General features: G+C 70.8%; 14 protein-coding genes. 7 read left to right on the top strand and 7 right to left on the bottom strand.

From position 1 onward, the window contains the following. Window positions 1-64: 64 nt before the first annotated feature. Window positions 65-943, bottom strand: coding sequence for a cysteine synthase CysM (cysM, locus tag KAH28_RS14650; RefSeq protein WP_290577839.1), 879 nt, complete (start codon window positions 941-943; stop codon window positions 65-67). A gap of 87 nt (window positions 944-1,030) precedes the next feature. Here cysM and KAH28_RS14655 point away from each other — a divergent pair, with 87 nt between their 5' ends. Further along, window positions 1,031-3,346 carry an ATP-binding protein gene (locus KAH28_RS14655; protein ID WP_290577841.1) on the top strand — a complete coding sequence of 772 codons (2,316 nt, stop codon included), beginning with the start codon at window positions 1,031-1,033 and terminating at the stop codon, window positions 3,344-3,346. Between the two features lie 6 nt (window positions 3,347-3,352). Here the strand turns inward: KAH28_RS14655 and lptG are convergent, their stop codons facing one another. Next, on the bottom strand, window positions 3,353-4,417 hold the full coding sequence (lptG, locus tag KAH28_RS14660; protein WP_290577843.1) for an LPS export ABC transporter permease LptG: 1,065 nt from the start codon (window positions 4,415-4,417) through the stop codon (window positions 3,353-3,355). Continuing rightward, window positions 4,414-5,493 carry an LPS export ABC transporter permease LptF gene (gene lptF, locus KAH28_RS14665; protein WP_290577845.1) on the bottom strand — a complete coding sequence of 360 codons (1,080 nt, stop codon included), beginning with the start codon at window positions 5,491-5,493 and terminating at the stop codon, window positions 4,414-4,416. Before lptF ends, lptG begins: the two co-directional genes overlap by 4 nt. Window positions 5,494-5,612: 119 nt before the next feature. Between lptF and KAH28_RS14670 the strand changes: the two genes are divergently transcribed. The 3 genes from KAH28_RS14670 (at window position 5,613) to KAH28_RS14680 (ending at window position 10,389) form a co-directional block, all read left to right on the top strand. Further along, on the top strand, window positions 5,613-7,115 hold the full coding sequence (locus tag KAH28_RS14670; RefSeq protein WP_290577847.1) for a leucyl aminopeptidase: 1,503 nt from the start codon (window positions 5,613-5,615) through the stop codon (window positions 7,113-7,115). After that, window positions 7,112-7,543: a DNA polymerase III subunit chi gene (locus tag KAH28_RS14675; RefSeq protein ID WP_290577849.1), complete on the top strand. Its 432-nt coding sequence runs from the start codon at window positions 7,112-7,114 to the stop codon at window positions 7,541-7,543. Before KAH28_RS14670 ends, KAH28_RS14675 begins: the two co-directional genes overlap by 4 nt. An 86-nt stretch (window positions 7,544-7,629) precedes the next feature. Beyond that, window positions 7,630-10,389 (top strand): valine--tRNA ligase, encoded by a 2,760-nt coding sequence (locus KAH28_RS14680; protein ID WP_366918205.1) that lies wholly within the window; start codon window positions 7,630-7,632, stop codon window positions 10,387-10,389. Between the two features lie 221 nt (window positions 10,390-10,610). Here the strand turns inward: KAH28_RS14680 and KAH28_RS14685 are convergent, their stop codons facing one another. After that, entirely contained in the window at window positions 10,611-12,107 is a 1,497-nt protein-coding gene (locus KAH28_RS14685) for a DUF3336 domain-containing protein (protein WP_290577853.1), read from the bottom strand. A 116-nt stretch (window positions 12,108-12,223) separates the two neighbouring features. Here KAH28_RS14685 and KAH28_RS14690 point away from each other — a divergent pair, with 116 nt between their 5' ends. From KAH28_RS14690 to KAH28_RS14700, 3 genes are read left to right on the top strand one after another with little or no spacing between them, the layout of a single operon-like run. Further along, window positions 12,224-13,135 carry a MoxR family ATPase gene (locus KAH28_RS14690; RefSeq protein WP_290577855.1) on the top strand — a complete coding sequence of 304 codons (912 nt, stop codon included), beginning with the start codon at window positions 12,224-12,226 and terminating at the stop codon, window positions 13,133-13,135. Further along, the gene (locus KAH28_RS14695) at window positions 13,132-14,130 is read left to right on the top strand and encodes a DUF58 domain-containing protein (protein ID WP_290577857.1); all 999 of its coding nucleotides are present in this window, start codon (window positions 13,132-13,134) and stop codon (window positions 14,128-14,130) included. Before KAH28_RS14690 ends, KAH28_RS14695 begins: the two co-directional genes overlap by 4 nt. Next, complete coding sequence (locus KAH28_RS14700) at window positions 14,127-16,187, top strand: DUF3488 and transglutaminase-like domain-containing protein (RefSeq protein ID WP_290577859.1); 2,061 nt, start codon at window positions 14,127-14,129, stop codon at window positions 16,185-16,187. Before KAH28_RS14695 ends, KAH28_RS14700 begins: the two co-directional genes overlap by 4 nt. On the opposite strand, the gene rimI is transcribed toward KAH28_RS14700, so the two are convergent. The 3 genes from rimI to leuA are packed head-to-tail and all read right to left on the bottom strand — an operon-like array spanning window position 16,144 to window position 19,131. After that, the gene (gene rimI / locus KAH28_RS14705; RefSeq protein ID WP_290577861.1) at window positions 16,144-16,644 is read right to left on the bottom strand and encodes a ribosomal protein S18-alanine N-acetyltransferase; all 501 of its coding nucleotides are present in this window, start codon (window positions 16,642-16,644) and stop codon (window positions 16,144-16,146) included. The genes KAH28_RS14700 and rimI overlap by 44 nt on opposite strands. Next, window positions 16,628-17,449, bottom strand: coding sequence for a uracil-DNA glycosylase (locus KAH28_RS14710; protein WP_290577863.1), 822 nt, complete (start codon window positions 17,447-17,449; stop codon window positions 16,628-16,630). Before KAH28_RS14710 ends, rimI begins: the two co-directional genes overlap by 17 nt. Then, window positions 17,449-19,131, bottom strand: coding sequence for a 2-isopropylmalate synthase (gene leuA / locus KAH28_RS14715; protein WP_290577865.1), 1,683 nt, complete (start codon window positions 19,129-19,131; stop codon window positions 17,449-17,451). The genes KAH28_RS14710 and leuA overlap by 1 nt, the downstream gene beginning before the upstream one ends. Window positions 19,132-19,191: the final 60 nt, after the last annotated feature.

A 19,191-nucleotide genomic window follows, 5' to 3' on the forward strand; every position in this document is an offset into this window, starting at 1 on the left:
GAAGGAGTCGCTGCTGGGCCTGGGAGTTCCGGGACGCGTCCCCGGGGGCACGCCGCCGCCCGCGTCAGGACGGGAACACGCCGGTCGAGATGTAGCGGTCGCCGCGGTCGCAGATGATCGCCGCGACGGTCGCGTTCTCGAGCTCGGCGCACAGCTGCAGTGCCGCCCACACCGAACCACCGGACGAGGGTCCGCAGAAGATGCCCTCGCGGCGCGCGAGCTCGCGCATGGTGTTCTCGGCGGCGTCGGCGCCGCACTCGATGATGCGGTCGACCGCGGCCGGCTGGTAGATCTTCGGCTGGTAGGCCTCCGGCCACTTGCGGATTCCGGGGATGCTGGATTCACCGTCCGGATGGACGCCGACGACCTGCACCCCGGGCGCGTATTCCTTGTAGAACCGCGAGCAGCCCATGATCGTGCCGGTGGTGCCCATGGTGGCGACGAAGTGCGTGAGGGTCTGCCCGGTGTCGCGCCAGATCTCGGGCGCCGTGCCCTCGTAGTGCGCGCGGGGATTGTCGGGATTGGCGAACTGATCGAGCACCCGACCGCGTCCTTCGCGCTGCATCTGCTCGGCGACGTCGCGCGCCCCTTCCATGCCCTCGGCTTCGCTGACGTGCACGATCTCGGCGCCGAAGGCGCGCATCACGGCGCTGCGCTCGGCGCTCATGTGGCTGGGCATCACCAGCGTCATGCGATAGCCGGCGGCAGCGGCCACCATCGCCAGGGCGATGCCGGTGTTGCCGCTGGTGGCCTCGATCAGGCGGTCGCCGGGCTGGATCTCGCCGCGCTCCTGCGCGTGGCGGATCATGCTCCAGGCCGGTCGATCCTTCACCGAGCCAGCAGGATTGTTGCCCTCCAGCTTGACGTACAGCCGGTTGTTGCCGATGCCGTCGAGCCGGGTGACGCGAACCAGCGGCGTGTTGCCAATGAAATCGGTGAGCATGAAGCGCTTGAGCCTGCGGCGCCTGAGGGCGCGTTAGTCTAGCGGACCCTCGGCCACATCGCTGTCGCGCCCGCCGCTTCCGAACCCATGGCACGTTCGCCTTCCCGTCCGCCGGGCGGCTTCGCCGTCCGTACCAGTCTGCTGGTGCTGGCCCCGCTGGTGGGCGGCGCCGGGGCAACGGTGGCGGTCTGGATGGCCATCGAGGGGCTGGTGCCCGCGGGTGCCGAACGCGTCCTCGCCGCAGCGGGTGGCGGCATCGCCGCGGCCCTGCTCATCGCGGCGCTGTCGGTGCGCGCGCTGCAGCGCCCCTGGCGGGAGCTGACCGCGGTCGCGGAAGCGCATCGCAACGGCCGGCTGGAGCACCGCGCGTCGGGCCGGCTGCCCGTGCGCGCGCGCTATCTCGCCGACACGCTGAGCGAGCACGCCGATATCCGCTCACGCCAGCAGGCCTCCGCACAGGAGGCCGTGACCCGGGCGACCGCACGGCTCCGCAGCCAGTACGACGCCATGCAGCGCGCCATGCGCGATGCCGAGGCGCGCTCCGAGGACCACCAGCGCGCGCTTCAGCATCAGACCACGCTGCTGGCGGGCCTCAGTCACGAGCTGCGCACGCCGCTCGGCGCCATCCTCGGACACGCCGACCGCCTCCGCCGCACCGAGACCAGCCGCGAGGGGCACGAGCACGCCGAGAGCCTGCACCGCTGCGCCCAGAACCTGCTCGGCATGATCAACGACCTGCTGGACTGGAGCCGCATCGCGGCCGGGGCGCTGAACCTGCACGAGGTCAGCTTCGACCTCGCCGACACCATCGAGGACGCGCTCGCGCTGATCGCGCCATCGGCGTGCGACAAGGACCTCGAGCTGGTGCACTTCATCTACCACGACGTGCCCACGCGCCTGCGCGGCGACCCTGCCCGCCTGCAGCAGATCATGACCAATCTGCTGTCGAACGCGGTCAAGTACACCGATCGCGGCGAGATCGTCCTGCGCGTCATGCGCGAGCGCGACGAGGGCGATCACGTACAGCTCCGGCTGACGGTCAGCGACACCGGCATGGGCATCGCCGCCGACCGCCTCGACCATCTGTTCGATGCCTACAGCCCGGCGGCCAGCGGCACGCCGGGCAGCTCCACGGGGCTGGGGCTCTCCATCGTGCGGAGCCTCGCCCAGGCGATGCAGGGCGACGTCGACGTGCAGTCCGAACCCGGCAGCGGCAGCACCTTCGGCGTCACCATCCGGCTGGAGCGCCAGCGCGAGCAGACGCGCGGCGCGCCCCTGCAGGCACTGCGCGGCAGCAGCGCCTGGCTGCTGGAACCCTCCGCGACGGCGCGGCTGGCACTGACGCACAGCCTCGACTACTGGGGCGTCACCTGGCGCACCTTCGACAGCGCCGACGCGCTGGCCGAGGCCCTCCGGGGGGCCGAGGCGCCCCCGACCTTCGTGCTGCTGGGGCTGAGCCCGGCCGAGCTGTCCGAACGCAGCATCCTGACCCTGCTCGACACCCGCGACGCCGCTCCGGCCCGCGTGGTCCTGCTGCGCAGCGCCAGCCCGAACGAGCTCCAGCAGGCGCTGCGCTGCGGCGCCGATGTCGCCCTGCCCAAGTCCACGGGCCGCAGCGCCCTCTACCGGCACCTGTGCGCGGCGGCGGTCGGACACGAGGAGCGCGCCCAGCAGGCGCTGACCGGACTGCGCTTCCTGGTGGCCGACAACTCGGGCGCGACCCGCGGGCTGATCGCGCAGATGCTGCGCGAGCTGGGCGCGGACGTGCTCACCGCGAGCGACGGCGATGCCGCGCTCGGCCTGTTCGAGCAGGAAGCACCGGACGGCGCGCTGCTCGATCTGCACATGCCGGGGTACAGCGGGCTGGAGGTCATGCAGCGCCTGCGCGCCCGCGATGGCGGACCGCGGCGCGCGGCGCTGGTGCTGATGTCCGCCTGGTTCGACGCCGACGAGCAGCGCCGCGCCGCCCTCGCCGGTGCCGACGTGGTGATCAGCAAGCCCTTCGACGCGCGTCAGCTTCTGCGCGCGCTGTCACCGTGGCTGCGGCAGCGCGGCGGCGCGGCCGATGCACCGGAATCCAGCGACGCCGGCATCGACACCCGCCTGCTGCAGGACGCCGAGCTGCGCCAGATGCTCGCCGAGGAACTGCCCGAGCAGCTCGCCGGCATCGAGCGCAGCTTCGCGGATGCGGATCGGCCGGCGCTGCGGGAGGCCGCGCACGCCCTGCACGGCACCGCCGCCTTCTACCATCTGCACCGGTTGAAGGCGCAGGCGGCACGGGTCGAGCGCAGCGCGCAGCAGGACGATGGCGGCGACGACATGCACGCCGACATCGGCGAGCTCCGTCGCAGCGTCGAGGACACCCTGCGCAAGCTGCGCGCGGCTTCCGCGACCGACGGCTGAGGCGCCTCAGCCGCGCGTGCCGCGCAGCCGCCAGAGCGCGTACAGCAGCACCACCGCGCTGGGCGCGACCGAAGCCGGCATCGGCGGCCATCGGTAGATCAGCGCGCTGCTCGCGACCAGCTCGTTGGCCACCCAGAACACGACGCCGATCAGCACGCCCACCAGCAGCCGCTGGCCGGTGCCGCTGTCGCGCAGCGAGCCCAGCACATAGGGCACCGCCAGCAGCATCATGACCAGCACGGTGAGCGGCGACACCAGCTTCTGCCAGAGCGACAGCTCGTACTGCTGGGTGTCCAGACCGTTGTCGCGCAGATAGCCGATCAGCCGCAGCAGTCCCCGGATCGACAGCGTGTCCGACTCCAGCACCACCAGCTCGAGCACATCGGGCGACGGCCCGGACGGCCACTCCAGCGTGTCGATCCGCTCGCGCTCGACGGCATCGCCCGCGAAGCGGGTCCGGCGCACATCCTCGGCCTGCCACTCGCCGTCGCGATGGCTGGCGCGTTCCACTTCCGAGATGGCGACGAGCTCGCCGTCGTCGCCGATGCTGTAGACCGTGACCGCCTCCACGTTCTCGGGATCCTCGACGCGGCGCACGTGGTAGATCTCGTCGCCGCTGCGCAGCCAGACCGGGCGCACCAGGGCGCCGGGATCGGTGCCGTAGCGCGCCTCGCTGCGGATGCGCTCGGCCGCGCGCTCCCCGGCCGGTGCGATGACATCGGTGGTCAGCAGCGTGAAGGCGGCGAGCACCGCGCCGCCGGCGAGCGTCGCGCCGCCGATGCGCAGCACCGAGACACCCGATGCGCGCATCGCCACGATCTCGCCCTGCTGGGCGAGCGCGCCCAGCCCGAGCAGCGTGCCGATGAGGGCGATGATGGGCAGCAGCACCAGCAGGATGCCCGGTGTCTGCAGCAGCACCACCAGCGCCAGATCGACGAAACCGAAGGTCTCGTCGATGTCGTCGGCCTCGGCGGCCAGCGTGATGAAGCTCTGCAGGGCCATCAGGGCGAAGGCCACCACCAGCGAGAAGCCGAGCACGTGGGTGGCGATGTGGCGATCGAGCAGCTTCATGCCTTGGGCCGCCCCACCCGCCGCGCGCAGAGCCATATGCCGACGCCGAGCGCTCCGGCGTGCACCGGCCAAAGCCCCAGCCAGACCGGTATCGACCCCCGTTCCAGCGCGGTCTGGCCGGCACCCAGCAGATTGGCGTAGACGATGTAGATGATCAGCCCCAGCACCAGCTTCGAGTAGCGTCCCTGCCGCGGCCCGACGTGGGACAGGGGCACGGCGATCAGCACCATCAGCAGCACCGCGATCGGCGACGCCAGGCGCCAGTGGAACTCGGCCAGCGCCGCCGTGTCGCCGCGCGCCAGCAGGGCGCGGGTGGGCTCGATCTCGGCCTCGGACGGGGTGTAGAGCAGCTCGGGCGGCTCGAGCCGCAGCTCCAGCTCATCGAAGGTCATCCGGTCCCAGGCGAGCGCACCGTCCAGCCGCCGGTAGGCATGCCCGTCGCTGAGCGCGATCTCGCGGGTCGCCTCGCCGGGCAGCACGCGCTGCCGGCCGCCGCCGGCGAGGATCACGCCCGGGAACTCGGGCAGCTCGCTGCGGATGAAGACGGTCTCGAAGACCGTGCCGCCGTCGCTGGCGCGCTCGGCGTAGAACACCGCGTCGCCGCCCGCCAGCGAGGCGAAGCGCCCGGACTCGAACGGGGCGTACGACAGCTGCTCGCGCGCCTCCAGCGTAAGCCGGTCGACGGCGCGGCCGGCGCGCGGTCCCAGATCCAGCGACAGCACGGCGGTGCCGAAGGCCGCGATCAGCGCGAGCACGGCGAAGGGCCGCGCCAGGCGGCCGAGGCTCACCCCGCAGGCGGTGGCGGCGGTGATCTCCTGATCCTTGTACATCCGCCCCATCGCCAGCATCACGCCCAGCAGGAGCGAGATGGGCGTGATCAGCGTGACATACTGCAGCGCCGAGAGCAGCACGACGCGGAGCACGAGATCGACCGGGATCTTGCCCTCGGCGGCGGCGGTCAGGAAGCGGACCGAGCGACTCGCGAGCATCACCAGCATGAGCACCGCGAGCACGGCCACCCACGCGCCGGCGGCTTCGCGCAGGAAGTAGCGCGACAGCGTCCGCGTCGCGGCCATCAGGGCGCGCCCACCGGTGCATCGCGGCGACTGCCACGATAGATGATGCGCACTTGCATGATCGCCGGGCTTTGCGGACACTCGCGCGAGCGTCCGAAACTTGAGTAAAAGGCAGAAAAATGGACTACTTCGTCAAAAGCGGCAATCCGCAGAAACAACGCGTCGGATGCGTGATCCTCGGCGTCTTCGAGCGCCGCAAGCTGAGCGCGCCGGCGCAGCAGATCGACACCGCCAGTCTGGGCGCCCTCACCCAGGCCATGCGCCGGGGCGACATGGACGGTCGCGTCGGCGACACGCTGGTGCTGCACGGCCTGGCGGGTGTGCTGAGTGATCGGGTGCTCCTCGTGGGGCTCGGGCGCGAACGCGACTTCGACGACAAGGCCTTCGTGCGCGCCAACGAGGCTGCGATCGGCGCCCTGCGCAAGACCGGTGCCGTCGACGCGGTGTCCTATCTTACGCATCTCGTCGCGCGCAAACGCGATCTGCGCTGGGCGGTGCTGCGTGCCGCGATGACCGCCGCCGAGCACGAGTACCGCTTCACGCAGTGCAAGAGCAAGCCCGACCCCGAGCGCAGCCGCCTGACCCGCCTCACCTTCGATGTGCCGAGCCGCGGGCTCCTGCCGGAGGCCGAGGAAGCGCTGCGCGCCGCGCGCGCGCTCGGTGCCGGCATGACCCTCACGCGCGATCTCAGCAATCTCCCCGGCAACCGCTGCACGCCGACCTACCTCGGCGACACCGCCAAGCAGCTGGCGACCGACTACCCGAGCATCAAGACCAGGGTGCTCGACGAGGCCGCCATGGAGAAGCTCGGCATGGGGGCGCTGCTGTCGGTGTCGCGCGGCTCGCGCGAGCCCGCCACCTTCAGCGTCATGGAATACATGCGCGGCCCCAAGAAGGGCAAGCCGGTGGTGCTCGTGGGCAAGGGCCTGACCTTCGACGCGGGTGGCATCTCGATCAAGCCGGCCGCGGCCATGGACGAGATGAAGTACGACATGTGCGGTGGGGCCGCGGTGTTCGGTGCCATGAAGGCGGTCGCCGAGCTCGATCTGCCCATCAACCTGGTCGGCGTGGTCCCCTCGTCCGAGAACCTGCCGGACGGCATGGCCAACAAGCCGGGTGACATCGTCACCTCGATGTCCGGGCAGACCATCGAGATCCTCAATACCGACGCCGAAGGGCGCCTGCTGCTGTGCGACGCGCTGACCTATGTCGAGCAGCACTACGACCCCGACTGCGTCATCGACATGGCCACGCTCACCGGTGCCGTCATCGTGGCGCTGGGCAGCCATGCCTCCGGCCTGTACGCGAATCAGCCGGCGCTGGCGCGCGCGCTGACCAGCGCCGGCGAATACATGGGCGACCGCGTGTGGGAGATGCCGCTCTGGGAGGACTATCAGAGCGCCCTCAAGTCGCCGTTCGCCGACATGGCCAACGTCGGCGGACGCGAGGCCGGCTCGGTGACCGCCGCCTGCTTCCTGCACCGCTACGCGCGCAAGCTGCGCTGGGCGCACCTGGATATCGCCGGGTCCGCCTGGAAGCAGAGCCCCAAGGGCGCCACCGCGCGCCCGGTGCCGCTGCTGCTGCAGTTCCTGCTGCAGCGGACCGAGAACGGGGATTCATGACGCGGGTCGATTTCTACGTCCTGCCCGAGGCCGAGGACGTCGGCCCGGTCCTGCTGGTCTGCCGGCTGTGCGAGAAGGCCGCCGGCGCCGGGCAGAAGGTTTTCGTGCACGGCGGCGACCCCGCCCTGCTCGACGATATCGACGGCGCGCTGTGGAGCTTCCGGGACAACGGCTTTCTCGCCCACGAACGACTCGATGCGGAGGGTGCGTGCTCGCCGCTGGCGTCGGTGGCGATCGGGGATCGGGAACCGCCGGACTCGCACCGCGACGTGCTGATCAACATCGCCGACGAGGTGCCGCGCTTCTTCTCGAGCTTCGAGCGCGTGCTCGAGCCGGTGTTCGGCGACAGCGAGCAGCGCGCCGTGGCCCGGGCCCGGTTCGGCTTCTACCGCGAGCGCGGATACGCGCTCCAGACCCACAAGCTGTAGCGGCCACCGGCCCCGACGCGGGCCGGTTTCCGTTACCCTTCGCGCCTTCCGGTCCGGGGGACCGAGCCGCATTGATCGACGACCAGATGGACAAGGCATTCGAGCCGCGCGCGCTTGAGGCGAAGTGGCGCGCACGTTGGGAAGAGGACGGTTTCTACGCGCCCGCCGGCGAGGGCCGGCCGCACACCATCGTCATCCCGCCGCCGAACGTGACCGGCACGCTCCACATGGGGCATGCCTTCCAGCACGGCATCATGGACGCCATCACGCGCTACCGGCGCATGCGCGGCGACGACGCGCTGTGGCTGCCGGGGACCGATCACGCCGGCATCGCCACCCAGATGGTGGTCGAGCGCCGTCTCGAGGCCGAAGGCAGGTCGCGCCACGACCTCGGCCGCGAGGCCTTCCTCGAGGCTGTCTGGGACTGGAAGGCGCAGTCCGGCGGCACCATCACCGAGCAGATCCGCCGCATGGGCAACTCGGTGGACTGGTCGCGCGAGCGCTTCACCATGGACGAGCAGTGCTCGCGCGCGGTCACCGAGGCCTTCGTGCGCCTCTACCGCGAGGACCTCATCTACCGCGGCACCCGCCTGGTCAACTGGGATCCGGTGCTGGGCACGGCGATCTCCGATCTCGAGGTCGAGTCGCGCGAGGAAGAAGGCCACATGTGGCACTTCCGCTACCCGCTGGCCGACGGCTCCGGGCACCTGACCGTCGCCACCACCCGCCCGGAAACCATGCTCGGCGATACCGCCGTGGCCGTGCATCCCGACGACGAGCGCTACCGGCACCTGATCGGGCGGCAGGTCATGCTGCCGTTGTGCGACCGTCCCATTCCGGTCATCGCCGATGACTACGTTGATGCCGAGTTCGGCACCGGCTGCGTGAAGATCACGCCGGCGCACGACTTCAACGACTACGCCGTCGGCCAGCGGCACGACCTGCCGCAGATCAACATCATGACCCCCGACGGCCGCATCAGCGATGCCGCCCCCGCCGCCTACGCCGGCCTCGACCGCTTCGAGGCGCGCAGCCGCGTGGTCGCGGACATGGAGGCGCTGGGCCTGCTGGAGCGCACCGAGAAGCACAAGCTGATGGTGCCGCACGGCGACCGCACCGACGCCGTCATTGAGCCCTACCTGACCGAGCAGTGGTTCGTGCGCGCGAAGCCGCTGGCCGAGCGCGCGCTGGCGGCGGTCGAGGACGGGCGCATGCGCTTCGTGCCGGGAAACTGGATCAACACCTACCGGCACTGGCTTGAAAATATTGAAGACTGGTGCATATCGCGTCAGATCTGGTGGGGGCACCGCGTGCCCGCCTGGTACACCGGCGACGGCCGCGTGCTGGTCGGCCGTGACGAGGCCGAGGCGCGCGCCGAGGCCGGCATCGGCGCCGATGTCGCGCTGCGCCGCGACGACGATGTCTTCGATACCTGGTTCTCGTCGGCGCTCTGGCCGTTCTCGACCCTGGGCTGGCCCGAGGATACCGAGGACCTGCGCCGCCACTACCCCGGCGATGTCCTGGTCACGGGCTTCGACATCATCTTCTTCTGGGTCGCGCGCATGGCCATGATGGGCCTGCACTTCCTCGACGACGTGCCGTTCCGCGACGTCTACATCACCGGACTGGTGCGCGACTCCGACGGCGCCAAGATGAGCAAGTCGAAGGGCAACGTCATCGACCCGCTCGACATCGTCGAGGGCATCAGCGCCGACGACCTGGTCGCCAAGCGCACCGCCGGCCTGATGCAGCCGCAGAAGGCGAAGGCCATCGAGAAGACGACCCGCAAGGCGTACCCGGAGGGGCTGCACGAAACCGGCGTGGACGCGCTGCGCTTCACCTTCTGCGCGCTGGCATCGACCGGGCGCGACATCCGCTTCGACCCGAAGCGCGCGGAGGGCTACCGCAACTTCTGCAACAAGATCTGGAACGCTGCGCGCTTCGTGCTCATGCACTGCGAGCACGAGGGACTGCCCGATCCGGGTCAGGCGCTGACGCTGTCGGCCGCCGACCACTGGATCGTGTCGCGCCTGCAGCGCGTCGAGGCCGAGGTCGAGCAGCATTTCGCGGACTACCGCTTCGACCTCATTGCGCAGACGCTCTACCACTTCATCTGGCACGAGTACTGCGACTGGTACGTCGAGCTCGCCAAGCCGGCCCTGGGCGGACGCGATCTCGCCGCTCAGCGCGGCACGCGGCGCACGCTGCTGCTGGTGCTGGAAGCGATCCTGCGGCTGCTGCACCCGGTAATGCCCTTCATCACCGAGGAGATCTGGCAGCGCATCGGCCCGCTCGCCGGCAAGACCGGCGACAGCATCATGCGCCAGCCCTACCCGCGCGCCGAGCCGGAGAAGATCGACGCGACCGCCGAGGCCGACATCGCCTGGCTGCAGGGCTTCATCGTGGGCATCCGCAACATCCGCGGCGAGATGAATCTCTCGCCGTCGACGGTGTTGCCGGTCTATCTCCGCGATGCCGGCGAGGTCGACGTCGAGCGCGTGCGCCGCATGCAGCAGCTCATCTGCACGCTTGCCCGCACCGAAGCCCCGCTGTTCCTCGAGCCCAGCGAGAATGCGCCGCAGGCGGCCACCGCGCTGCTCGGCGACATGAAGATCCTGGTGCCGATGAAGGGGCTGATCGACACCGATGCCGAGCTGGCGCGGCTGGACAAGCGCATCGCCAAGGCCGAGCAGGAGCTCGCGGGTCTGGACAAGCGGCTCGCCAACCCGGAATTCGCCAAGGCACCCGAGCACGTGGTCGAGGGGGCCCGCACGCGCAGCCAGCAGCTGCGCGACGATCTCGCGGCGCTGCGCGAGCAACGCGAGCGGGTGGCAGCGATCGCCTGATCGCGAATCGGGGTAGTGGAACCGCAGATTGCGCAGATGAGCGCAGATTCAAGAATCCATAGAACCACAGATTTCGCAGATTAAGGAGATTTCTGCTGGTGGCGCTGACTCCGTCAGCGCTCACCAGAACAGAAAAAAATCTGTGCCAATCTGTGAAATCCGTGGTTGGTCGCTTTATCGATCCGCACCCATCTGCGTGATCCGCGGTTCCAGCACCAACCTCACTCCGCCGCCTTCTGCCGCACCAGTCGGAGCGCGCGCGGCTTGCGGGCCAGCGGCTGCCGGGCGTGCTCGGGTGCCTCCAGATTGGCCAGGCAGCGCTCCAGCGCCTGGCTGACCATGAGCTGGTTGCGCACCTGCGCCATGCGCGGCCAGGTGGCGCGCTCACCCTCCAGGATGAAGCGGCGCACGTCGTCGATGCGGGGGTTGGCCGTCACGCGCATGAATCGCCACAGGCTGTTCTGCGGCATGATCGTGATGTTGCCGCGATAGTTCTGGTCGAGCATCGACGCCGCCACATCCAGCGGCTTGCGCGCGGCGCCGTCGGGCAGGCCGGCGCGCAGGATGTCCACCACCGAGCGCGACTGCTGCAGCAGGGTGCCCATGGCGAGCTTGCGCACGCCGGCCAGCCGGCCGGCGCGCGGCCCGCCCTCGGCGCGCGCCATGAACGGGATGACGTGCGGATTGGTCTGGCTGACCACGAAATGATTGACGTTGTGCAGCCGCCGCAGGCGCAGGACCGGCAGGTCCGATTTCAGCGAGCCGTCGTTCCACTTCAGGGTCGGCATGAACGGCACGCGCGCGCCGCGGGCATCGCGCGTCATCAGCATCACCGGCGGGAAGATGAGCGGCACCGCGCACGAGGCTGCCACCGCCTCGCGCAGGCACAGATAGGGAAAGGTCAGATGATTGAGCAGGCGCGGCTGCTGATTGCTGCCGGCCGGTGACACCGTGATATTGACGCTGCGCCCCGAACGCTCGAAGGCCTCCTCGAAGGTCACGTCGGGGACGTTGGCGGCGATCGCCTTGCGCAGCTGGGTGGGATCCATCACCGAACCGAAGCGCAGCATGTCCGCGGGGCGCAGCGCGCGCCAGAAGCGGTAGTAGCTGTTCTCGGGATCGAGCAGGGCCAGCGTTTCCTCCTCGGTGCGCGTCGACACCGCCGCCGCCACCACCGACCCGGCGCTGGACCCGGACAGCACCCGCGGCAGCAGCCCCTCGAGATAGATCGCCTTCACCACGCCGACATGGAACAGGCCCAGCGTGGCGCCGCCCGACAGCAGGAGCCCGGACTGCCCGAAGGAGCGCGTCACCTCGCGGAAGAAGCGGACCTTCCTGGCATGCGGCCACTCCGGAAAGCTGCCGTCGGCGAGATACTCCAGCGCCTCGACCACGGTCTGCAGATACTGCTCGATGAGATTCTTCGTGCCGGTGCGCGCATAGGCATAGAGCACCGGGTTGCCGATGTTGCCGATGTTCCAGTGCAGGCCCTGCCGCAGGTGGTGGACCAGACCCAGCACATCGCCCTCCTGCCGGAGCTGACGCAGCTGGCGCAGCCGGGCGCGCAGCAGCGACCAGTCGTAGTCGGCCGAGGCCTCGTCCTCCATCCAGTCGTCGAGCCCCTCGCGCTGATCGAGCACCGACGCGGCCTCGTGCCAGACCGCGTAGGTTTCGGCATTGCGCATCGCCGCTTCGGCGTCGCGGGCGATTCGGTCCATCGCTCGGGTGCTCCGTTTCCGCTGATAGTGGACGGAATCCTGCGACCATCGCGCCGCCGAGGCAAGCGCGCCGCGCGTCGGTACACTCTGCGCAGTCCCCCAAGGCGTTGAATCCCATGCATCAGCAGGCCGAGCGCGCGCTCGCGGCCATCGACACGATCATCCTGGGCAAGGCCGAGCAGACCCGACTGGCCTTCTGCTGCCTGCTGGCCGGCGGGCATCTGCTCATCGAGGACCTGCCGGGCGTCGGCAAGACCACGCTGGCACTGGCGATGTCGCACCTGCTCGGCCTGGAGTACCGGCGCGTCCAGTTCACCAGCGATCTGCTGCCGGCGGACATCCTGGGCGTGTCGATCTTCGATTCGACCAGCGGCGCCTTCCGCTTCGAGGCCGGCCCGATCTTCACCGAGATCCTGCTCGCCGACGAGATCAACCGGGCATCGCCGAAGACCCAGTCGGCCCTGCTCGAGGCGATGGCGGAGCGCCAGGTCACGGTGGAGGGCGCGACCCGCACCCTGCCCGATCCCTTCTTCGTCATCGCGACGCAGAATCCGCGCGACCAGCTCGGCACCTACCCGTTGCCGGAATCGCAGCTCGACCGCTTCCTGATGCGCCTGTCGCTGGGCTATCCGCCCGCGGAGGCCGAGCAGCGGCTGCTGCTCGATCCCGATCATCGCGACCTGCTCGGCACCCAGGAAGCCGTGCTGGACCGCGACAGCATCCGCGCGATGCAGCGGAACGCCCGGGCAGTGCACGTGGCACCGGCGGCCGCCGACTACATCCTGGCGCTGGTCCAGCACACGCGGGAGGCACCGGGGCTGCGCCACGGACTGTCCCCGCGCGCCGGTCTCGCCGTGCGCCGGGCCGCACAGGCCTGGGCCCTGCTCGATCGCCGGGACGGCGTCCTGCCCGAGGACATCCAGCGCGTCTTCGCGGCCGTGGCGGGGCACCGCCTGCACGCACGCGCCGAATCGGAGGCCCCCGCCCCCACGCCCGCCGACATCCTCGCCGCCGTCGCCGTGCCTTGAGCGCCATTGCCGACACGCTGCGCGTACCGTTCCGGCGCTGGCAGAGTGCCTTCGAGCGCTGGCTGCTGCGGCGGGTTCCGGTGCAGCCCCTGCCCCAGCGGGTCGGGCGCCGGCGCGTCTACATCATGCCGACGCCGGCTGGATACGCCTTCGGCGTGATGGTGTTCGCGCTCTGGCTCGGCGCGATGAACTACTCCAACAGCATGGGCTTCGCGCTCGCCTTCCTGCTCGCCGGCGTGGGGCTGGTGGGGATGCACCTGACCCACGCCAACCTGCTCGGCCTGCGCCTCGAGCACTGCGATGCGCAGCCGGTCTTCGCCGGCGAATCGGCCCGCGTCGCGCTGCGCATCGCACACGAGGGCGACGCCGCGCGCCCGGGCGTGCGCGTCGGCTGGCCGCGCGATACCGATGACAGCGAGGACGCCGCCGACCTGCCGGCGACGGGTACCGGTGCGCTGACGCTGCGCCTGCCGGCACCCCGACGCGGCCGGCATTCACTGCCGCCGCTGTCCCTCTCGACGCGCTTCCCGCTCGGGCTGTTCCGGGCCTGGACCTGGATCCGCCCGGAAGTCGCGCTGGTGGTCTATCCGCGCCCGCTGCCCGGCCCGCTGCCGGCACGGGCCCCGCACGCGCCGGATGGTCAGCAGGTAGCGGCGCGATCGGGCCGGGACACCTTCGACACGCTGCGCGACTACCGACGCGGCGATGCGCTGCACGACATCCACTGGAAGCGCCTGCCCAAGGACGGCATGCCCACCGTCAAGCAGTTCCACGACGCCACCGACCGCCACCTGTGGCTCGACTGGGAGAGCACGCCGGGCGACCCCGAGGCGCGGCTGTCCCGGCTCGCCGGACAGATCCTCGCCGCGGAGGCGCGCGATCTGGCCTGGGGTCTGCGCCTGCCCGGCTTCGCGCTGGCCCCGGGACGCGGCGACGCCCACCGTCATCGCGGCCTGCGGGCGCTGGCCCTGTTCGGCGAGCCCGGTTCCGCGTGACCGCCATCGCCACACCGGGCCTGGACGAGCGCCGACTGACGCGCCTGCTGATCGCGGTGGCGCTGGTGCTCGCCCCGCATGCGCTCCATCTTCCGCCGTGGATCACCGCCAGCGTCGCGGCGCTGCTGGCGTGGCGCTGGGCATGCGCACGCCGCGGCTGGTCGCTGCCCGGCTCGCTGGTGCGCGGCGTGCTCACGGTCTCGGCATTCGCCGCGGTCTTCCTGACCTACGGCCGCAGCTCCGGACAGGTCGCCGGCACCGCGCTGCTGTGCCTGATGATCGGGCTCAAGCTCACCGAACTGCAGGACCGGCGCGGCGCCAACGTGCTGCTCCTGCTGCTCTACTTCACGCCCTTCACGCACTTCCTGCGCGACCAGGCCATCTGGACGGTCGGGTGGATGCTGATGGCAGTGCTGCTGGTGACCGCGCTGCTGATCGACGGCCAGCGCCTCGAGGCGCGGGGCTGGCGCGACAACCTGGGGACGTCGCTGCGCCTGCTGGTGCTCGCCCTGCCGGTGATGCTGCTGCTCTGGGTGCTGTTCCCGCGCGTGCCCGGCCCGCTCTGGGGCGCGCCCATCGACCAGGCCACCGGGCGCACCGGCATGAGCGAGCGCATGTCACCCGGCGACATCGCACAGCTCACCCGCTCCGACGAGGTCGCCTTCCGCGTGACCTTCGACGGAGCGCCACCCCCGAACGATCAGCGCTACTGGCGCGGCCCCGTGCTCTCGTTCACGGACGGACGGGAATGGCGGCTCTCGTCGGCGCGCGGCGCCCGCCGGCGCGGCAGCGTGCCGCCCGACATCGCGCTCGAGGGCGCCGCGGTCGACTACGAGCTGACCATCGAGCCGCACCGTCTCGACTATCTGTTCGCGCTGGAGCACGCCCCGCCGCGCGCCCTGCCCGGTCGGCTCGACCTCAACGGCGATGGCGCCGTGGTCGCGCCCGAATCCATCCGCACGCGCGCCGCCTACCGCCTGCGGGCGTACCCCGACGCCCGCCTCGGAACCGAGCTCGGTCCGCGCGAGCGCGCCCGCGCCCTTCAGCTGCCCGGCAACGCCAACCCGCGCGCGCGCGCACTCGCCGAGCAGTGGGCACGCGCGGAGCGCCGGCCGTCCGCCATCGTCGCGCGCGCCGTCGACTGGTATCGCGACACGCCCTTCACCTACACGCTGCGCCCACCGGCGCTCGGCGAGAACAGCGTCGACGCCTTCCTCTTCGATACCCGGCGCGGCTTCTGCGAGCACTTCGCGGGCAGCTTCGCGACCCTGATGCGCGCAGCGGGCGTGCCGGCACGCGTGGTGCTGGGCTACCAGGGTGGTGCGGAGAGCCTGGTCGGCGACTACTTCCTGGTGCGGCAGTCCGATGCGCATGCCTGGGTCGAGGTCTGGATCGAGGGTCGTGGCTGGATGCGCGTCGATCCCACCGCGACCGTGGCCCCGAGTCGCATCGAGCAGGACCTCGACAGCGCGCTCGGGCTGCGCGGCGAGACGCGCGCGTTCCACTGGAGCCGCAGCGTGGCGGTCGGCGAATGGGTCGCGGCGCGCTGGGACTTCGTGAACATGCAGTGGAATCGCTGGGTGCTCGCCTACGGCCCGGATCTGCAGCGCGCCCTGCTGTCACGGGTCGGTCTCGGCAACTGGCAGCACATGCTGATCGCGCTCACCGTGCTGGTCGCCGTCGCGATGCTGGCGGTCGCCCTGCTGAGCGCACGCGGCACGCTGCGCATGCGTCGCCGCGATCCGCTGGCACGGGAGTGGGCGCGCGTGTGCGCGCGGCTGGCACGCTCCGGGCTGCCGCCGCATCCCGGCGAGGGTCCGGGCGACTACACCCGGCGCGTGCGTCCGGTGCTCCGCGGCGTGGTGCAGCGTGCGTTCAACGACGCCGCCGACGCCTATCTGAGAGCGCGCTACATGGCGACGAACGAGGCCGAGCGCGACGCCCTGGAGGCACGCCTGCGGGCAGCGCGTCAGCGCCTGCCGTGGCTGGTGCCGGGGCCCTTCCTCGCGCGCCTCATGCACCGCCTCCGACACCGTCCGCGAGCGCGCACACCATGACCAGCGCGTCCTCGCGCCGCCCTCCGGCCGCCGGGTAGTAACCGCGCCGCCGCGCCAGCAGCCGGAACCCGGCATCGGCGTAGAGTCCGACCGCGGCACCGTTGGACTCGCGGACCTCGAGCAGCACGCGCTGCGCTTCGGCGGCGCGTGCCTGCGTCAGCACATGATCGAGCAGACGCCTGGCCAGACCGCCGCGCCGGGCGGTCGGTGCCACCGCCAGATTGAGCAGATGGGCATCGTCCATGGCCAGCGAGTTGACCGCGAAGGCCACGACCGCCGGCCCCTCCGCCTCCAGGACCCAGCCGCTGTAGCCGGCATCGAGGCAGTCCTCGAACATCCGCCGCGACCACGGGTGCGTCTGGCTCACCTGCTCGATGGCGGCCACCGCTTCGATATGGTGACGCGTCATCGGCAGCAACCGGGTCGGCGCACCGCCGAGATCAGCCGCCAGCGCCACCGGCCGTCTCCGCCAGCATGGCGTGCACCCGCTTGAGATCGTCCCAGGCCTTGGCCTTCTCGCGCGGCGCGCGCAGCAGATACGCCGGGTGATAGCTCACCCACACCGGCACCGCTTCGTCCCCGTAGGTGTGCAGTCGGCCGCGCAGCCGTGCGAGCGGTTGATCGGAGCCCAGCAGGCGCTGCGCGGCCACGCGCCCCACCGCGAGGATCAGTCGCGGCTGCAGCAGCCGGATCTGGGCGTCGAGGAACGGACGGCAGGCCTCCACCTCATCCGGCGCCGGATCGCGATTGTTGGGCGGGCGGCACTTGACCACGTTGGCGATGTAGACATTGCGCGCCCGGTCGTGGCCGATCGCCGCGAGCATGGCATCCAGCAGCTGGCCCGCACGGCCCACGAAGGGCTCGCCGCGGCGGTCCTCCTCGGCGCCGGGGCCTTCGCCGATCACCAGCAGCGGCGCGCCGGCAGCGCCGACGCCGAACACGGTGCGGGTACGCGTGCCGTGCAGCGCGCAGCGGGTGCACTCGGCGACGCATGCGCGAGCGGCGTCCAGCGTGTCGAACGCGGGGACCGGCTCGGCGGCGACCGCCGGAGCGGGCTCGGGCGCCGGCGGCGCCGGCGGCGGCGATGGCTGCGCCGCCGGTGCCCGGTGGAGCGCCGGCGGCGGCACCGCCACGCGCGCCGGGGCCGATGCCGATGTCTGCGCTGCCGGAGCCGCGACGGCGGCACCGCTACCCGCCTCGGGGCGCGCATAGGTGCGCACCCCGAGTGCTTCGAGATAGCGGCGCCGCTCGCGCGGCCACATCAGGCGGCCTTGACCTGCTGCGCCATGGCGCGGTTGAGACCCGACAGCACGGCCTTCAGCGAGGCGGTGACGATGTTCGGGTCGATGCCGACGCCGAACAGCGGCCCCTGATCGCCGACCCGCAGATCGATGTAGGTGGCCGCACGTGCCTTGGCGCCCTCTCCGAGGGCGTGCTCGTGGTAGTCCATGACCGTGACGCTGACACCGAGACGCTGCGACAGCGCGCCGACGAAGGCGTCGATGGGCCCGTTACCCCGGCCCTCGAGGGTCACCAGATCGCCGTTGACGCGGATCTCGCCGGTGAGGTGCACCTCCTCCGAGCGGGAATCCTCGACGAAGTGATGCCCGACGTAGGCATAGGGCTGCTGCGAGGTGATGTAGGTGTCCTCGAAGACCTGGTGGATGTCGGCCGCGGTGAGCTCCTTGCCGGTGTCATCGGTGACGTGCTTGATGACGTGGCTGAACTCGATCTGCAGCCGGCGCGGCAGACGCAGGCCGTACTCGGTCTCGAGCAGATAGCTGACGCCGCCCTTGCCGGACTGCGAGTTGACCCGGATGACCGCCTCGTAGGTGCGGCCGACGTCGCGCGGATCGATGGGCAGGTAGGGCATGTCCCAGACATCGTCCTTGTCGCCGCGCGCGGACAGCGCCTTCTTGATGGCGTCCTGGTGCGATCCGGAGAACGAGGTGAAGACGAGCTCGCCGACATAGGGGTGCCGCGGATGCACCGGCAGCTGGTTGCAGTGCTCGACCGTGGCCTTGATGGCGTCGATGTCGGAGAAGTCCAGCCCCGGATGCACGCCCTGCGTGTACATGTTCAGCGCCAGATTGACGACATCGACGTTGCCGGTGCGCTCGCCGTTGCCGAACAGGCAGCCCTCGATGCGGTCGGCGCCGGCCATGATGGCGAACTCGGCGGCCGCGACGCCGGTGCCGCGGTCGTTGTGCGGATGCACCGAGAGGATGACCGCATCGCGACGCGCGATGTTGCGGTGCGTCCACTCGACCATGTCCGCGAAGATGTTGGGCGTGGAGTGCTCCACCGTCGCCGGCAGATTGACGATGCAGGGCTTCTCCGGCGTCGGCTGCCAGACCTCGGTGACCGCGTCGACGATGCGGCGCGAGAAGTCGAGCTCGGTGCCCGAGTACATCTCCGGCGAATACTGGAAGACCCAGTCGGTTTCGGGCATGGTCGCGGCGATGTCACGCAGCATCTCAGCGTGGTGGACGGCCAGGCCGATGACCTCGTCCTCGCCCATGCTGAACACCACCTTGCGCATGATCGGCGCGGTGGCGTTGTAGACGTGCACGATGGCGCGCCGCGCGCCGCGCAGCGACTCGAAGGTGCGCCGGATGAGATGCTCGCGCGCCTGCGTGAGCACCTGGATGGTGACGTCCTCCGGAACGCGATCCTCCTCGATGAGGCGGCGGATGAAGTCGAAGTCGGTCTGCGAGGCGGACGGGAAGCCGACCTCGATCTCCTTGAAGCCGATCGCCACCAGCGCGTCGAACATGCGCTGCTTGCGCTCGAAGTCCATCGGCTCGATCAGCGCCTGGTTGCCGTCGCGCAGGTCGACGCTCGCCCAGATCGGCGGCTTGGTGATGACGGCATCGCACCAGCGTCGGTCCTTGAGACCGACCGGCGCGAAAGCGCGGTACTTGACAGCGGGATTATCGAGCATGGCGGCAGTCTCCATGACGGACGCGTGCACCGGGGCACGGGTCTTGGTATTTCGGGGAGC

Origin of the sequence: Algiphilus sp. (genome assembly GCF_023145115.1) — a bacterium.
Lineage (GTDB): Bacteria > Pseudomonadota > Gammaproteobacteria > Nevskiales > Nevskiaceae > Algiphilus.

What these genes read in the sequence shown, in the direction of transcription:
- lptG (WP_290577843.1), bottom strand. Translation starts at nt 4,417, where the DNA reads ATGAAGCTGCTCGATCGCCACATCGCCACCCACGTGCTCGGCTTCTCG.
- KAH28_RS14675 (WP_290577849.1), top strand. Translation starts at nt 7,112, where the DNA reads ATGACGCGGGTCGATTTCTACGTCCTGCCCGAGGCCGAGGACGTCGGC.
- lptF (WP_290577845.1), bottom strand. Translation starts at nt 5,493, where the DNA reads ATGGCCGCGACGCGGACGCTGTCGCGCTACTTCCTGCGCGAAGCCGCC.
- cysM (WP_290577839.1), bottom strand. Translation starts at nt 943, where the DNA reads ATGCTCACCGATTTCATTGGCAACACGCCGCTGGTTCGCGTCACCCGG.
- KAH28_RS14670 (WP_290577847.1), top strand. Translation starts at nt 5,613, where the DNA reads ATGGACTACTTCGTCAAAAGCGGCAATCCGCAGAAACAACGCGTCGGA.
- KAH28_RS14655 (WP_290577841.1), top strand. Translation starts at nt 1,031, where the DNA reads ATGGCACGTTCGCCTTCCCGTCCGCCGGGCGGCTTCGCCGTCCGTACC.
- KAH28_RS14690 (WP_290577855.1), top strand. Translation starts at nt 12,224, where the DNA reads ATGCATCAGCAGGCCGAGCGCGCGCTCGCGGCCATCGACACGATCATC.
- KAH28_RS14710 (WP_290577863.1), bottom strand. Translation starts at nt 17,449, where the DNA reads ATGTGGCCGCGCGAGCGGCGCCGCTATCTCGAAGCACTCGGGGTGCGC.
- leuA (WP_290577865.1), bottom strand. Translation starts at nt 19,131, where the DNA reads ATGCTCGATAATCCCGCTGTCAAGTACCGCGCTTTCGCGCCGGTCGGT.
- KAH28_RS14680 (WP_366918205.1), top strand. Translation starts at nt 7,630, where the DNA reads ATGGACAAGGCATTCGAGCCGCGCGCGCTTGAGGCGAAGTGGCGCGCA.
- KAH28_RS14685 (WP_290577853.1), bottom strand. Translation starts at nt 12,107, where the DNA reads ATGGACCGAATCGCCCGCGACGCCGAAGCGGCGATGCGCAATGCCGAA.